The sequence below is a fragment of the Streptomyces sp. NBC_00663 genome, assembly GCF_036226885.1.
Classification (GTDB): domain Bacteria; phylum Actinomycetota; class Actinomycetes; order Streptomycetales; family Streptomycetaceae; genus Streptomyces.
This window is the reverse complement of the sequence record NZ_CP109027.1, coordinates 2,553,927-2,569,568: the sequence shown is the minus strand read 5'-3', so window position 1 is coordinate 2,569,568 and position 15,642 is coordinate 2,553,927. Positions and strand designations below refer to the sequence as shown.

General features: G+C 68.0%; 15 protein-coding genes. 11 read left to right on the top strand and 4 right to left on the bottom strand.

Annotated elements, in window-relative coordinates; translation table 11 throughout:
* The first annotated feature begins 53 nt into the window (after positions 1-53).
* From OG866_RS11465 to OG866_RS11440, 6 genes are all read left to right on the top strand, one after another.
* On the top strand, positions 54-704 hold the full coding sequence (locus OG866_RS11465; RefSeq protein WP_329344042.1) for a response regulator transcription factor: 651 nt from the start codon (positions 54-56) through the stop codon (positions 702-704).
* Between the two features lie 351 nt (positions 705-1,055).
* Complete coding sequence (locus OG866_RS11460) at positions 1,056-2,066, top strand: alpha/beta fold hydrolase (protein WP_329333937.1); 1,011 nt, start codon at positions 1,056-1,058, stop codon at positions 2,064-2,066.
* A 249-nt stretch (positions 2,067-2,315) separates the two neighbouring features.
* Positions 2,316-3,227 (top strand): AMP-binding protein, encoded by a 912-nt coding sequence (locus tag OG866_RS11455; RefSeq protein WP_329333936.1) that lies wholly within the window; start codon positions 2,316-2,318, stop codon positions 3,225-3,227.
* Positions 3,224-3,364 carry a hypothetical protein gene (locus OG866_RS11450; protein ID WP_329333934.1) on the top strand — a complete coding sequence of 47 codons (141 nt, stop codon included), beginning with the start codon at positions 3,224-3,226 and terminating at the stop codon, positions 3,362-3,364. Before OG866_RS11455 ends, OG866_RS11450 begins: the two co-directional genes overlap by 4 nt.
* 165 nt (positions 3,365-3,529) lie before the next feature.
* On the top strand, positions 3,530-4,507 hold the full coding sequence (locus tag OG866_RS11445) for a hypothetical protein (RefSeq protein ID WP_329333932.1): 978 nt from the start codon (positions 3,530-3,532) through the stop codon (positions 4,505-4,507).
* Positions 4,508-5,313: 806 nt separating this feature from the next.
* Positions 5,314-5,697, top strand: a complete 384-nt coding sequence (locus OG866_RS11440; protein WP_329333930.1) for a hypothetical protein — start codon at positions 5,314-5,316, stop codon at positions 5,695-5,697.
* Positions 5,698-5,839: 142 nt separating this feature from the next.
* Here the strand turns inward: OG866_RS11440 and OG866_RS11435 are convergent, their stop codons facing one another.
* Positions 5,840-6,658 carry an enoyl-CoA hydratase/isomerase family protein gene (locus tag OG866_RS11435; RefSeq protein ID WP_329333928.1) on the bottom strand — a complete coding sequence of 273 codons (819 nt, stop codon included), beginning with the start codon at positions 6,656-6,658 and terminating at the stop codon, positions 5,840-5,842.
* Positions 6,659-6,825: 167 nt separating this feature from the next.
* On the opposite strand from OG866_RS11435, the gene OG866_RS11430 reads away from it, so the two are divergent.
* Both OG866_RS11430 and OG866_RS11425 read left to right on the top strand, forming a co-directional pair.
* Entirely contained in the window at positions 6,826-7,176 is a 351-nt protein-coding gene (locus tag OG866_RS11430) for a hypothetical protein (protein WP_329333926.1), read from the top strand.
* 404 nt (positions 7,177-7,580) lie between these two features.
* Positions 7,581-8,159 (top strand): TetR/AcrR family transcriptional regulator, encoded by a 579-nt coding sequence (locus OG866_RS11425; RefSeq protein WP_329333924.1) that lies wholly within the window; start codon positions 7,581-7,583, stop codon positions 8,157-8,159.
* 174 nt (positions 8,160-8,333) lie between these two features.
* Here the strand turns inward: OG866_RS11425 and OG866_RS11420 are convergent, their stop codons facing one another.
* Positions 8,334-9,281 carry a GlxA family transcriptional regulator gene (locus OG866_RS11420; protein WP_329333923.1) on the bottom strand — a complete coding sequence of 316 codons (948 nt, stop codon included), beginning with the start codon at positions 9,279-9,281 and terminating at the stop codon, positions 8,334-8,336.
* Positions 9,282-9,434: 153 nt separating this feature from the next.
* Here OG866_RS11420 and OG866_RS11415 point away from each other — a divergent pair, with 153 nt between their 5' ends.
* Positions 9,435-10,367 carry an NADP-dependent oxidoreductase gene (locus tag OG866_RS11415; protein ID WP_329344040.1) on the top strand — a complete coding sequence of 311 codons (933 nt, stop codon included), beginning with the start codon at positions 9,435-9,437 and terminating at the stop codon, positions 10,365-10,367.
* Between the two features lie 289 nt (positions 10,368-10,656).
* Here OG866_RS11415 and OG866_RS11410 read toward each other — a convergent pair whose 3' ends face one another.
* Positions 10,657-11,439: an MBL fold metallo-hydrolase gene (locus OG866_RS11410; RefSeq protein WP_329333921.1), complete on the bottom strand. Its 783-nt coding sequence runs from the start codon at positions 11,437-11,439 to the stop codon at positions 10,657-10,659.
* A gap of 184 nt (positions 11,440-11,623) precedes the next feature.
* Between OG866_RS11410 and OG866_RS11405 the strand changes: the two genes are divergently transcribed.
* Positions 11,624-12,547: a helix-turn-helix domain-containing protein gene (locus OG866_RS11405; RefSeq protein WP_329333919.1), complete on the top strand. Its 924-nt coding sequence runs from the start codon at positions 11,624-11,626 to the stop codon at positions 12,545-12,547.
* A gap of 188 nt (positions 12,548-12,735) precedes the next feature.
* Here the strand turns inward: OG866_RS11405 and OG866_RS11400 are convergent, their stop codons facing one another.
* Positions 12,736-13,821 (bottom strand): thiamine pyrophosphate-binding protein, encoded by a 1,086-nt coding sequence (locus OG866_RS11400; RefSeq protein ID WP_329333916.1) that lies wholly within the window; start codon positions 13,819-13,821, stop codon positions 12,736-12,738.
* A 200-nt stretch (positions 13,822-14,021) separates the two neighbouring features.
* Between OG866_RS11400 and OG866_RS11395 the strand changes: the two genes are divergently transcribed.
* Positions 14,022-14,858: a hypothetical protein gene (locus OG866_RS11395; protein WP_329333915.1), complete on the top strand. Its 837-nt coding sequence runs from the start codon at positions 14,022-14,024 to the stop codon at positions 14,856-14,858.
* The last annotated feature ends 784 nt before the right edge of the window (positions 14,859-15,642 follow it).

The following is a 15,642-nucleotide window of genomic DNA, read 5'->3' as shown; positions in this document are numbered from 1 at the left end:
CCGGGCACGGGCTGACCGGCGCACGCTCGGAGGGCGGGGGCACCACGGCGGAGATCGGCGTACTGATCTGCGACGCCCAGGAGTTGATGCGGGCCGGATTGCGCATGGTGGTGGGGAGCCAGACGGACCTGACGGTCGTCGGCGAGGCCGGGGACGGCGAGACGGCCGTGGCCCAGGCACTCACGCTGCGTCCGGACCTCGTCCTCATGGAGGCGCGGCTGCCGCGCCTGGACGGCATCTCGGCCACCGCCAAAGTGCGTGCCGCACTGCCCGAGACGCGGGTGCTTGTCCTCACCGCCTGCGACCGCGACGAGTACGCCTACGCGGCGCTCCGTGCGGGAGCGAGTGGCTTCCTCGTCAAGGACGCTCCGGCCGCCGAGATGCTCGTCGCGGTACGTGGCGTGCTGCGCGGCGACACGATGGTGTCCCCGTCGGTGACGCGGCGGCTGATCGACCGGTATGTCACGGGCGTCGTCGCTCCGGTTGCCGATGCACGCCTCGATGTACTGACCGACCGTGAGCGTGAGGTGCTGGGTTTGGTCGGTCGCGGGCTGAACAACGCGGAGATCGCCGGGAAGTTGTTCCTCGGCGAGACCACGGTCAAGACCCACGTGGCCCGCATCCTCGCCAAACTGCACATCCGCGACCGGATCCAGGCCGTCGTCCTGGCCTACGAGAGCGGACTGGTCCGCCCCGGCGGATGACTCGGTGTCGGCCTGGCGGATGACCCTGCCGGGCGCCCGGGATGACGCCCGACGACACAGCCGCTCCCTAGTTTCTGGGCATGTCGATCATGCGGGAGTTCCTGCGCCGCCCCCGGCTCACCGGCGTCGTCGCTCCCAGCTCCCCGCGCAGACCATGACCTCCGGTGCGCCCTGCGACCGCTCACAGGATCCATCGGGGCCTTCAGACCCTACGGCGACGGGCCCGGCTTGACGAGGTCGCCGGGTCAGAAACAGCTTCACGATCCGTGCGCCCCGCAGACACCCGTACGCGCAGCGCACGGCCAGTTCAACGCGCCGGGGAAGACCTCCGGCCCGACTCAAGGAAATCGCATGTCCTCAACCAACCGACGTACCCGTATCTCCCGGCGCACCGCGATGGCGCTGGTCACCATGTCGGTCGTCGCGGCCGTCGCCGCCACGGCACCGAGCATGGCCAACGCCGTGAGCAGCAGCTCCAGCGGCACGGGGCACGCGGTCACCCAGACGCAGAACGCGGTAAGCGCCAGCACCGCCCCCAACTTGCGCGTCAAGGCCGCCAACGGCGTCACCTACCAGTACCGCCGCTTCGGCCACCCCAGCGCGGGCAGCGTGCCCCTGGTCTTCCTCCAGCACTTCCGCGGCAACCTCGACAGCTGGGACCCCAAGCTCATCGACACCATCGCCGCCAAGCGCGAGGTCATCCTCGTGGACAACGTCGGCGTCGGCGGCTCCACCGGCACCACCCCCAGCACGAACCAGCAGATGGCCCTGGACGCCATCGACTTCATCGACGCCCTCAAGCTGCCCCGCTACGACCTGCTCGGCTTCTCCCTCGGCGGCGAGGTCGCCCAGGAGGTCGCCCTGCGCCGCCCCTGGCAGGTCCGCCGCGTCGTCCTGGCCGCCACCGGCCCCCAGGGCGGAGTGAACCAGCGCGCTTCCGACCCCAACATCCTGCAGCACAGCCTGAAGGACAATCCCGGCCCCGAGGACTACCTCTTCCTGTTCTTCAAGAACACCCCCACCAGCCAGGCCGCGGGCACACAATTCCTGCAACGCCTCGGGCAGCGCACCACCGACCCCGACGCCCCCACAAGCCTCGCCACCCGCGACCACCAGCTCACCGCGTGGTCCGAATGGGGCATCACCGACAAGTCCAAGATGGTCCGCCTGAAGTCCCTCTTCCAGCCGGTCCTGGTCGCCGACGGCGAGAGCGACATCCTGATGCCCGCCGAGAACTCCCACCTGCTGGCCAAGTACCTCCCCAACGCCCAGCTGCACATCTACCCGGACGCCGGCCACGGCTTCCTCTACCAGTACGCCGTCAAGTTCGGCACCGAGGTGAACACCTTCCTCGACCGCTGACAGCACATCCGCCGCGAGACGGTCGCCAACGCCCACGCCGACGGGCACGGTGACCGCCGACCGGGCCGTACCCCGCCTGGCACGGAGCCCGGCGGGGTACGGCCACACGGCGGAGCGTTGCCGGGCTCCGACCGGATCCGAGGCGAGGTGCCGGTGCCGGTCTCGGCGCTGTCAACGCGGAACATGCCGTGACACCTTGGCCGGCCGGACCAGCCGTCTCTTCTCGTCCTCTCGCGACAGAACAGGGCAATGAATTCCATCGAGAACTACACCGTCAACGTGCTGGCCCGGCTGAAGGCGACCGGCAGTCGAGACGCGATCGTCTCCGGGACGCGGCGGATCAGCGGCACGGAGGCTCTGAGAATGGTTCTCCGGTACGTCGCAGTCCTGAGAGACACCCGGTTGGGGAACGGCGACGGGGTCGCCCTCTTCGTGGAGAACTCGCCCGAAGCTCTCCTGCTGATGCTGGCCGTGCATTTCGCGGGCTGCCGGCTGGTCTTCGTACCGCCCGAGCCCGGCAACAGCGAGCTGGCGGCGTTCGTCCAACGCGCCCAGGTCAAGGCCCTCTTCTTCGATCCCGGCCTCGAGGAACGGGCCCGGCAGATCACTGGACGGGTCGATGTCCCCCACGTCTTCGGTCTCAGCCGGTCGGCACTGGCGACGGACTTCCTTGCTGTGGCCCCGGACCATACCGACCTCGTGCCGCACGAGGCAGCCGACGGCCGCCATGCCGCGACACTGCTCTACACCGGCGGAACCACCGGGACACCCAGGCTGGTCACGCACCGCAGCCGTTACTACGCGGCTCTGACCCGTGTTTCGGCCAGGTACCGTGACGAGGTCTCAACCGATCCCAAGATGCGCCGCTCCGGACAGCGCAGTTTTCGTAAGGCGACGACGCATTCGACCTGCTCCTTCGTGCCTCGATTTCTCGACGGTACGGGTTCGCCGATCAGTGATCTCCTCCTCTTTCAGGTAAACATGTTCACCCGAATGCGGCATCTCGGTGCAGCTGCTACATGCCAACGTCGTGGTAGTCACCCAATCGGCCTACGCCAGCCTCGCTCTGGTGTGCGGCGTACCCCGTTCGGCGGCACGGTGAGCGTGACCAGGCTGCCAGGCAACAGCTGTGATCACTGCTCTGCGGGGGAGGCATCGTGATCCTGATAGCCCTTCTCATCCCGGTGATGCTGTTCCTCATGGTGTCCGCGCTGGCCGCGCTAGAAGATCACATGTTCCCGCCGCCACAGTCGCCCCAGCCAGAACAGGCCATCCCCGAAGAGGTCCTATCGGACTGACCCGCCGGCACCAGCCCCGGCAACTCGACAGCGTGCTCAGGGACCCCCATCAGACGTGCACTCTTCACGATGCACCGTGCTTACTTGCGCCCATCGCCCGCCCCCTGTGCACCTACGCGCCAGTTCGTCACGGTACTCCGCTTTCACTGGAGGCGTTATCAGCACATGAACGATCGCGATGGCGCACGCGCAACCACCGAGGCAAGGCCCGACAACGTTCCTGCGGCCAGGGCTGGGAGTACCACAACGTCGCCGACCACGCCGCCTCAACAATCTTCCTCTCGCGGCCTGTCAGATGAAGAACGCTCCCGAATTGCTCGGCGCCGATTCGTGACCGCCGCTTTCCTCGGAACACTTGGCGCCGGTCTGGCCACGGCATGCGTCGATCTCCTGACCGACGGCTTCCACAGCTCCATGAGCTTCCTGAAAGACAAGACCATGGCTAAAGAAGAGCCAAATCCTCTGATTGAAGTCGCCGTTCCAGACATCACGCTCTGGCCGAGCCCTTGGAAGCTGCCCGAGGGAGAGAAGTCCTTGCCGAAGGCAACGGCGGCCCTCCTCAAGGCTTCCCGCCACGATCCGCCGCAGAGTGAGTCCACTGCCCTCATCTCGATCGGTTCCTTTCCCAGCCCCATGGTCATCGGACTCGCCGTGACAGCGGGCTCGGATAAGGACGTGTTGATCAGCAACCTTTGGGCAGAGGTCGCCTCACAGAAGCGTCGCCCTTCTGGTGTGCCGTGCCTGCTCCCCACCTATGGCAAGGGATCAGGCCCCACGGACGACTACTTCGCCTTGGACCTCGGGGTTCCTCTCGCCCCAGGCGCTCGAGTCGTATGCAAGCCAACCGCGATGGACTTTAAGCCTCTCCCAGAACTGCGTCGGCGATCCCTCAAGGTGAGCAAGGGCGAGAAGAAGATGTTGCAGGTGCTGAACCTGAGTGAAGGTTATGAAACAACCTGGCGGCTGCACCTGGACTGGGAATGTGACGGGGAAACGGGCAGCGAGACGATCGACTACAAGGGGCACTCGTTCGAGTCCTGGACGGCTTCCGAACGGTCCTGGTACTGGGACCCCTACCTGAAGGTCATGGTGCCCAGTGCTCAGGCTCAGGAGCACTTCATGAACCCCGACCGCCAGGCGTGATGCATGCTCGGTTCGATGGAGGCGCTCCCGCCTACTGGATACCTCCTCCGGGTGAACGGAGGACCGTACTGCTGCAGTGGTGGGGAATCAGCACGGATAGTTGGCAGTCGTGAGTACGAGTTCAAATCTGACACTGCGAACTTTGAGGATGCTCCATGGCGAATTTATTTGCCCGCAAGCGGACAAGCACTGCGCTGTCGGCGGTGATTTTGGTAGCCGGTGCGCTAGCCGGGCCTACCGCAGCAGCACCCGCCTTCGCCGGAGATGATGACGGGTGCCAATTCCAGTATCGAGCGGACGTACGGACGGGGGCCGAGTCGAGTGCGAAGAGCTGGAATTGCCCAACGAACTGGTCCCGCTGCATTGCCTCCCACGGCCGTGTCCATGTCGATACCGGCTGGGTACGCAACTCGTGCTCCGTCCGGGCCTACGACTATCCCGGTGCGGACGCGTCGGCCGCTGCTTACGCGTACTGATCCGATGGACATGCATGGTCGTCTCCACACCGCCCACCAGTCCCGCTGGCGAGTGGCAGGTGGGCGCCGGAGGTCCTGGTCATGATGGACGCTGGGTATGGCGCCCGCGCATCGCCCCCTGCCGGCAGGGGGGCTCGACGGGGCCGGTCGACGTCGCGCATTCGAGAGCCAGGCGGAGCCGTACATCCCGCAAGCCTGCACCGGTCAGTAACGGCGCGAAGCGACGCACATTCAACAGATTCACCCGCTTGAGTAGCAATTGGCTGCGGTCCCCGGGGCAGTATCCCCACTACCTGGCGAGGTGTCGGGCACGGACGAAGGAAGGTGATCATGCGGGTTTCGGCATCCGTGCTAGCTATCAGCCTGGCGCTGTCGTTTATCGGGGCCTGCCCTGCTGCGGCTGAGTCCTCGCCGCCTCCCGGCCCGAGTTCCACGGCGGAGACGCGGCTCAACTGTGCTGCCATCACCAGCGAGCACTACTCCCCGGTCAGTCACGCCTGGCGGGCGTATGTTCTGAACGACTGTCACCGCCCCATCTACGCGACCGTGCAGGTCGATTACAGCTTTGATCCGGAATGCGTCTGGATCCATCACGGCCAGTGGGGAAAATTCACATGGAGCGGGGGAATGGGAATGAAAGCCAACTATGTCTATTCCTGCGCTGTGGCACGGCTCCTAACAACGCCTGACACAGTTGCGCACGGTGCATCGTGAAAGTGCACGTCTGATGGCCTGGTGTGCGTAGGCGTCGGGAGGCTCGGGCAGGTCCGAGGAAGTAGTCCAGCGAAAAGATCATCCATCAGCGGGCGACTTCCCGGTTCGTCAGCACCAGCAGGGCCCGCACCGTGGGACGCGCTTATGCCTGTTCGTTGATGAGGCTGGCGTAATGGCCCAGGTTTCGCTCGATCTCCTCAAGCCCGATTTCAGCGATGGCCTTTCCAAGCTGCGGGATGCGCGCCTGGAATCCCGGCCAGTTGACCGATTCCGCGAACTCCGCCCAGGACGCTCGCAGATCGGCCACCGGCGGCAGAGTCGACCGGTTGATCTGCGCCTTGGCGGCCAGGACGGACTGCTTGTCGAAGGAGGCGATGCGCGCTGCCACGCCGCTCACGAAGTCGTCGAGTTCGGCGTCGGGCAGAGCGCGGGTCACCCATCCGTACCGCTCGGCCGTATCGGCGTTGAAGTCCTGGCTGGTGAGGATCGCTTCGAGCGCGCGGTCCCGCCCGAGCAGCCGGGCCAGACGGTCGCTGCCGCCACCGCCGGGGACGATACCGATCGCGACCTCGGGCTGGCAGAAGAACGCTTCCTCGCGGCTGGCGTAGCGCAGGTCGAAGGCCAGGGTGATCTCGTCCCCGCCGCCCCGCGTGCGCCCGCGGATGGAGGCGATGCTGACGAACGGGGCACTGGTCAGGCTCGTGACCAGGTCGACCCACGTCGGAGTCCCGTCAGCGCTGTTCAGCGCCAGAAGGTCGGGCACCTGGCCGAGATCGGCATGGTTGAAGAAGTACCCGGGGATACCGCTGTCGAAAATGACGACCTGAGCCTGCTCGTCCCGGCTCAGCTCATCGACGACGTCGACCAGTTGAGTGACGGTGTCCGCGCCGACGACGTTCACGGGAGGATTTGAGAAGGTGACCTTGCGGATCTTCGGCGCCACGGTCTCGATGCTGAACATGCTGTGCTGAGTCATAGTGTGTTCCCGTACTGAAGTGCTGATATGGATAAATTCGCGGGGGGATTCCTTCGCCTTGGCGAGCCGTAGGCGCGGCCGGTATCGCTGTCGGCGGTAAAGGGGGCATCGTCAAGGTGTCTCCGGAGGCTGTCGCCGGTGACCTCTTGTGAATGGGTATGGCGGCGCGGTGGATGTACGCCGGCAAGACGTTCGGCCACACCACCCGGCTGCGCTCGACGGTGGAGAAGCGTGCGGTCAGCTCGGCGGCGAACCGTCGGGCGTGCGGTGTCCACGTCGCGTGGACGTACGCGAAGGTGCTGAACCGGCCGCTCGCGTTGAGTGCCTCGGCCGCCGCGTCGGGGATCCGGTGTTGCCGCCCCTGCGGCATGACGATCCACGGCAGCCCGGACACGATGACATCGACCGGGTGCGGGACGATCGTCGCCAGCTCCTCGGCGCAGCCGTGGACCACCTCGACGGCGGCGCCCACGGAGCCGGCCGCCGCGGTAACGCACCGGTGATCGCGCCGGTGCCGGGCCCCAGCTCCACCACGGCGTCGGCACGTTCAAGGCCCAGACCGGCGGTCATGGCCTGCGCGAGTGTGGGGGAGCTGGGAGCGGCGGCACCGGTAAGCCGGGTCCGGCGAAGGAACTCCCGCATGATCGACATGCCTCGAAGCTAGGTATCGGCTGTGTCGTCACGAGTCCTCCTGGCCGCCCGACCGGGTCATCTGCCAGGACGAACCAGGCCGCTCTCGCAGGTCTTGAGCTCTCGATCCCAGGACCGACATGATCCCTGATCAGTTTCACCTCTGTATCAATTAATGTGAAAACGGAAACAAGTAAGAATCTGTTAATGGGGGATTCGTAGCTTTCGCGTATCCTCTACGAGAAGTCAGGAACCGACGACGCGACAGGAGACAGACATGGGCCGAGCACTGCGGGCAGATGCCGAGCGCAGTGTGCGCGCGATTCTGGAGGCGGCCGAGCGGGTACTGGCCGAGGACGCCGGCGCCTCCACGGAGCAGATCGCCGAGGCGGCGGGACTGACACGTATCACCGTGCACCGGCGGTTCGCCAACCGGCAGGCACTCCTGGAGGCGCTGGCCGTCTCCGCGAAGCAGCAGCTCATCGACGCCATCGAGGACGCCCGGCCCGACGCCGCCCCCGCCCTCGTCGCCCTCCACCGGGTGACCGCCAACGTCCTGAAGGTCAAGACCTCATGGCCGTACACCCTCAGCCACGCCACACCCCACACCGAAACCGCAGCCGCCCTCTGGGACGACATCAATGCCCGCACCCTCCGCCTCCTCGGCAGAGCGCAGAGCGAGGGACTGATCGCCCCGGACGCGGACCTCAAGTGGACGCGGCAGGTGTACATCGGCCTCCTCAGCGAGGCCATCAACCGGCCCGACGCCGCCCAGGACCCGGACGGCCAGGACCCGGACGCCCTGGCCACCCTCGTCATCGACACACTCCTGCACGGCGCCGGACCGCACGACTGAGCCTCGCCCACGTCCAGCCCGCCGTCGGTCGCCGACAACACCAACGCCCTTGCCGCCCGGCCACGTTGGGTCCACACGGTGGACTCACCCCACCATGAGGGTCCCTGCCCGCGAGAATTCCCGGAACGCGCCTCATCGACGTGCCCCTTCAGCGGACTCGTTAGGGGGCCTGGCTCATAGGGGGCCCAGGCCCGTCGGCGCCGTACGGAACGTACGCCGGTAGGCCAGCGGGGACACCCCGATCGCCGCGTGCAGATGCTGCCGCAGCGAGGCTCCCGTCGCGAAGCCCACCTCGCCGGCGATCTGGTCCACGGACAGATCGCTGGACTCGAGCAACTGCCGTGCCCGGTGGACCCGTTGCTGAATGAACCAGCGTCCGGGGCTGGTGCCGGTCTCCTCCTGGAAGCGGCGCGCGAAGGTCCGTGCGCTCATCCGCGCGTGTCCGGCCAGGTCCGCGAGCGTCAGCGGCTCGTCCAGGTGCTCCAGGGCCCACTGCCGGGTCGCCGCCGTTCCCGCCGAGGACGGGTCGGGGACGGGCTGCTCGATGTACTGCGCCTGGCCGCCCTCCCGCCACGGCGGTACGACGCAGCGCCGCGCCACGCGGTTGGCGAGCGCGCTGCCGTGGTCCTTGCGTACGACATGGAGGCAGACGTCCAGGCCGGACGCGGCCCCGGCCGAGGTGAGGATGTCGCCGTCGTCCACGAACAGCACCTCTGCGTCCAGCGCGACTTTCGGGAAGAGCCGGCGGAAGGCGTCGGCCAGCACCCAGTGGGTGGTCGCGGGCCGTCCGTCGAGCAGCCCGGCGGCCGCGAGCAGGAAGGCGCCGGTGCAGATGGACACGATCCGCGTGCCCGGCCGGATCCGGGCGACCGCGGCCGCCAGTGGTTCCGTCAGCCGGTCCGAGACGATGGTGTGGTCGAACGGTGGGATGACCACTGTGTCGGCGCTCTCCAGCGCCTCGGGGCCGTGCTCGACGGTCACCGTGAAGTCGGCGCTGGTGCGTACCGGGCGCCCGTCGACGGTGCAGGTTCGCACGTCGTACCGTCCGTCGGCGTAGGCGAAGACCCGGTTCGGGATGCCGAGTTCGAAGGGGTAGACGCCTTCGAGTGCCAGCACGACCACGCGATGAGGGCGGTGCCCCAGAAGCTGAACAGGATGACGCCGATGAATCTCCTCATGCCCCATGGCCAGATCCTATCGAATACTGGCAATCTTGCCATTGCGGGGTGGTAGTCGCTGCCGCAGCCTTGACCTATGACTGATGCGAATGCCTCGATGCGCGCGATGGGCCAGGACGTCCACGGCGGCCCCGAAGTAGTGAAGGAGATCGAAGTTCCGCGCCCGGCGCCCGGCGTGAGCGAGATCCTTGTCGCCGTCCACGCGGCAGGTGTCAACCCCACCGACTGGAAACACCGGGCCGGTGGCGCGTTCGTCGGCGAGCCGCCGTTCGTCCTCGGCTGGGACGTGTCCGGAGTTGTCGAGGCGGTCGGCTTCGGCGTCACCCTGTTCAAGCCGGGCGACGAGGTCTTCGGCATGCTGCCCTACCCGCACGGCGCGGGCTCCCACGCCGAGTACGTCACCGCCCCCACCCGGTGTTTCGTGCCCAAGCCCGCCTCCGTCGACCACATCCAGGCGGGCGCCCTCCCGCTCGCCGCCCTCACCGCCTGGCAGGCTCTCGTCGACACCGCCGACGTCCGCCCGGGACAGCGCGTCCTGGTCCACGCGGCCGCGGGCGGGGTCGGCCATCTCGCCGTACAGATCGCCAAGGCCCGTGGCGCGTACGTCATCGGCACGGCGAGCGCGGGCAAGCACGCGTTCCTGCGTGAGCTGGGCGCCGACGAGGTGATCGACTACCGGAGCGTCGACTTCACCGAGGCCGTCAGCGACGTGGACGTGGTCCTCGACCCCCTCGCGGGCGAAACCCGTACCCGCTCTCTGGACGTACTGCGCAAGGGCGGAACCCTGGTGTCGCTCCTCGGCGGTGGCACGCCGGAGGAGGCCGAGAAGGCCGCGGAACTCGGTGTGCGGCTCGAGGTGCTGCTCGTGGAGGCCGACCACGCGGGCATGCGCGCCATCGCAGACCTGGCCGGCTCGGGCAGGCTCCGGGCCCACATCGAGGCCACGTTCCCGCTCGCCCGGGCCGCCGAGGCACACGCGCTGGGTGAGACGGGACGTACGACGGGCAAGATCGTCCTCACCGTCCGCTGACCCGGTGACGTCGTCTCCGGCACAGGCGTTGATCCCCTCAGAGGCATGGTGACGTGGTCGTCGTGGAACTGGAGCGGGTGTGGTGCCGTTCGGGCGAGAGATGGTCGACGGCGCGATTGCCGCGACTGGACGAGGCCATGGCCGCGACCACGCGCCTGGCCTGGTCCTGAGGTGACACCGCGGCCGTCCGTTTCCTGTCGGCCGGCCGGAGGTGCGTGGCGTCGAAGGGAGCCTCGCCGGTGGCGCCGCCGGCCGGCGCGGGCCGGGGCGTCGCGGGCCGGGAGACGTGTCAGCTCTTGGGGCCGAACATGTAGGCGTTGGAGACGTCGATGAGGGCGGCGCCCTGGTAGGTGGGGTAGCGCTCGGTGATGGCCTTCTTGTAGGCGTCGCCGTCGTCGCCGAGCAGTTCGCGGCCGGCGTTGACGTACTCCGTGAGCTCGGCCCAGATGGCCGGGGTGGTCGGCTCGCCGTGGCCGGGCAGGATGGTGTCGTACTCGGGCTGGGCGGCGAAGCGGTCGATGTTGGCCTGCCAGCCGTCGAAGTCCTTGTCCAGGAACCACAGGTGGGTGCGGTTGTAGACGACGTCCTGGGCGACCAGGACCCCCTGCTCGGGCAGCTTGATCACGAGGGTGGTGTGGATCTCGCCGCCGGTGACCTTCTCGAACTCGAAGGGGATGCCGTCGATGACCTCGGTGCCCGGGGTGATCTCCACGGTCGGGGTCATGTCGGCGAGTGGGATCGGGGCGCCGGTGGGCAGGTCGGTCTTGGCGCCCGTGGCGACGATCTCCGCGGTGGTCTCCGCCAGCGCGTGCACGGGAACGCCGAAGCGGGCCGCGCCCTGGTAGTGGTCGGGGTGCGCATGGCTGACGACAAGGCGGTCGAGCGGCTTGCCGAGGCTCCTGGCATAGGCGACGACCTCGTCGGCGTAGGCGAGGACGAACTGCGCGTCGACGGCGATGATCCGCGACGGCGTCTCGATCAGCTGGGTGTTGACGTCCAGACCGTCCTCGGGCGCGCTGTAGCTGTGAATACGGACCGGTCCCTTGTCGATGACCGTGAGGGTTCCGTGCATGGCTGTGCTCCTGTCGACGTGGGTGAGGAGATGGCGAAAGGGGCGGATGGTGGGTGGCCGGCTCACGACCGACCATCGACCGCAACGGACAACGGCTGACTTCCGCGCGCCTTCGGCTTGCCGCCCCTGGAACGACTCCATACTGCGACGGAACCCGACGACCGGCGAGGTACGCTGCGGTCTCGTGGTGGTCCACAGGCGACAAGCGCGGCAGAAGCCTGGTCGGCGGGAGACGGGACTGCCGAAGGTGGTCTTCCAGCCTCCGGCCGGAACCCCGGCGGGCCTGGAGGTGATGGCCCTGGCCGACTTCCGCGACCGCACCCGTGACTGGCCCTGGCACATCGCCACCCCGCACCGGCAGGACTTCCACGCCCTGCTGCTGGTCACCTCCGGCACCCTGCGCCACCGCGTCGACTTCACCGGGTACGTACTGCCGCCCGACTCCTGGCTGTGGATCCGGCCCGGCCAGGTGCACCAGTGGCAGAACCCCGACCAGGCCGAGGCCATCATGATCCTCTTCCAGGAGGACTTCGTGGCCCCTGAGACCGCCGAACTGGCCGGCCTCGGCGCCACCACCGCCCCGATGCCCTTGTGTAGCCCCGATCCTTCGGAGGCCCCCGCTCTGGCGGCCGCGGCCGAGCAACTGGCCGCGGAATTCGCCCAGTCGGACCGCCATCCGCCGCCGGTGCACACCGCGCTGCTGCACCGCCTGCTCGACGTCGTACTCCTGCGTCTGGCCCACCTGCAGCAGCACGGCCAGGGCGCGGAATCCGCCCCCGAGCCCTTCCTGCGCTTTCGCGACGCCGTCGAACGGGACTTCTCCCGCACCCACCGCATCGACGACTACGCCCGCGAACTCGGCTACTCCACCCGCACCCTCACCCGCGCCACCCAGACCGCGGCGGGCCTGAGCGCCAAGGACTACCTCGACCAGCGCCTCGCCCTGGAGGCCAAGCGTCTCCTCGCCCACGGAACCGAACCCGCCGCCACCATCGCAGCCCACCTCGGCTTCACCAGCGCCACCCACTTCGGCAAGTTCTTCCAACGCCACACCGGCCGCACCCCCCTCGCCTTCCGCTCCTCCCAACGCTCGTCGCCGCCGGCTTAGGGGTCCTTGCACTGTGCCCGCCCGGCAGGCATTCGTCTGTCGCCGGGGCGCCGAGGATGAGCGGGAGACGCTCCTTGCCTTCGGCCAGGCCGTGGAAGGTAACGGCCTGAGCCCTGACCTGGAAGCCGTCGTTTGCGGGAAGGGCGAACATGTCAGCTCCGTGATCAGCAGATCACGGGGTTCAGAGGTCATACCAGCGTGGGGTCGGTGTGCAGGTGGAGGAGGGCGGGGCCGTCGGTGGCGAAGAGTTCGCGCATGGCATGGTCGAGTTCGTCCGGGGGGCGGGCGGTGAGCCCGGTGGCGCCGCAGGAGCGGGCGAAGTCGGCGAAGTTGGGGTTGACCAGGGAGGTCTGCCACACGGGGAGGTGTCCGGCGAGCTGTTCCTTGCTGATTTTGCCGAGGGAGCCGTTGTCGAGCAGGACGTGCTTGATGGGCATGCCGTGTTTGACGGCGGTGGTCAGTTCGGCGAGGTATTGGCCGAATCCGCCGTCGCCGGTGACCGCGACGACGGGCCGGTTGGGGTCGGCGGCCCAGGCGCCCATGGCGGCGGGGTAGCCGAAGCCGATGGAGCCGAGGTAGCCGGACATCAGAACGGGCTGGCCGGCGCTTTCGAAGTAGCGGCCGAAGGAGTAGGCGTGGTCGCCGACGTCCACGGTCATCACGGCCTCGGTGGGGCAGTGCCGGGTCAGGGCGGCGAACACGGCGGCCGAGGACAGTCCTTGGCCGCGGTCGTCGGCGGCCCGGCGTGCCTTCTCGGGCCGCCAGATGCCCCAGCGGGCGGCCGTGTCGTGGCGCTGGTCGACGGCCTTCACCTCGGGGCCGAGCGGGCCGAACCGATCGAGGAGCGCGGTGAGGGTGACGGTGGCGTCACCGAGGAGGCCGATGTCGACGCGGGTGAACCGTCCGATCGCCTCCGGGGAGTCGTCGATCTGGATGATCGGCTTGTACGGGGCGATGCCGGTGTGATTGGAGAACGAGGCGCCGACGACGAGCAGGGCAGTAGGTCGGCTTCGGTCATCAGCCAGGAGGCGACGGGGGTACCGGAACGGCCCAGGACGCCCGCGCCCAGGGGGTGTGTCGGGCACCAGACCCTTGGCGCGGAAGGTGGTGAGCACGGGGGCGTTGAGCCGTTCCGCGAGCGCGGCCACCTGGGCCTGCGCACCGCGTGCGCCCTCACCGACGATCAGTACGGACCGACCTAGTCCTGACGCAATTGCCCGGTCCGGGGGCGGACTCGCCGTCGCCCTGGGACCTTGTTCAGCTTCGGACTCCACCACAAGACGATTCAGAGCCTGCTGACGGACATGGCCCCGCGTGAGGCAGGCATCGTCTTCGACGCTGCCTGATGCCGCCGAAGGTCTCCACCGTGGGTGTGTCGGCTACTGAGAGTGATTGGCTATAGGCAGGACCGTCCGGTGCTGGGGGTGCCCGGCGGTTTGGGTAGGTTGGTGGCCACCGACCCAGGAGCTACCCCGTGTCCGACCGCCCCAGCGTTCTGTTCGTGACCGATCTCGCCTACGAGGCCCGGGGGCGGCGCTACTGCGACGAGGACATCTTCCTGTCGTCGCGGCTGCGGAACGACTTCGACGTCGCTTTGTGCCATCCGCTGGACGCTGCGGCTCTGATGGACGCCTTTGACGCGGTCGTGGTCCGCAACAGCGGCCCCGTGCTGCACTACCAGAAGGAATACGACGCCTTCCGCGACCAGGCCGCAGCGCGCGGCACCCGGGTCTACAACCCGCTGTCCGGCCGGGCCGACATGGCCGGCAAGCAATACCTGCTGGACCTGACCGCGGCCGGATACCCGGTCATCCCCACCATCGACCGGCCCCAGGACCTCGGCCGCCTGCCCGCGGCCGACCAGTACGTGGTCAAGCCGAAGGCGGGGGCGGACTCCATCGGCCTCAGCTTCGTGCCTCAGGAGCAGCTGGCTGACCTCACCTACGGCGACATCCTCGTCCAGCCCCGCATCGACTTTCGCTACGAGGTGTCGTTCTACTACGTCGACGATGCCTTCCAGTACGCCCTGCACGCCCCCGACCCCGAACGGCGCTGGGTCCTTGAGCCCTTCCAGCCCACCGAAGCCGACCTCGACTTCGCGCGCCGCTTCATCGACTGGAACACCCTCGATCACGGCATCCAGCGCGTGGACGCCTGCCGTACCCAGGAGGGTGACCTGCTCCTGGTCGAGTTGGAGGACCTCAACCCCTACCTGTCCCTGGACCACCTCGATGACCCGACCCGCGACACATTCGTCACCAGCATGACGACCTCCCTCCACCGGTTCCTGGGAACCCCACCCCGCCCCTGAACCGGCAGGCCGAGGGTTCACTCAAGAGCCGTGGGACCGAATGGCCAAGGGCATGGACGCAACGCGTAGCCCATGCCCCCAGATCTTCGCTGCCCTCTGGGCGCGGGCCGAGGTAGACCAGGAGGGAAGGCTTCGCGTGCCGCCCGCGAAGAGGGGAGCCGGACTTCCGTCGTCATCCCGGACAAGCCAGACCACTCTGCTTTGGCGGACGTCTCGGAAGGTTGGACAGGTGGGCTGCGCGGCGCGGATGGTCTGCTGCCGACCGCACCGCCTCCCGGCCGACCTCGATCGCCTGCCGGAGGTCATCAAAATCTCCGTGCCGGATGAAACGTGTCCGCAGGATGTCGCCGAGGCTCGGCAGGCTGCCGGCCACGGCGTCAATGGTGGGGCCGTAACCGTTGCACCGCGTCCCGGTACGAGGCCAGAGCAGTGTCCGCCTCCGCGTCGCGGCCCGCATCGGCGGCAGCATGCAAGGCGACACCGAGATTGGTCATGTACACAGGCAGGCTGGGGTCTCCGGAAGCTGCGGCATCGACGGCCATGCGGCACAGGTGCACGGATTCTGTCAGATTCTGAGCAACTCCCAGGCGTTCGTAGCGGGTATGCAGCGTGAGCCCGAGGTTGGACCGACACAATGCCAGATCGGGATTGTCCCCTTGGGCCGCCTCAACCGCCCACCGCCCGAGGCGCACGGCTTCATCGAGCCCTTTTCGCCACATCCTTGCCGGTCGTATCGGCGGGGGCGCCGCCCCCACCTGGCGCCAGGCACAGGCGGCGGCAACGT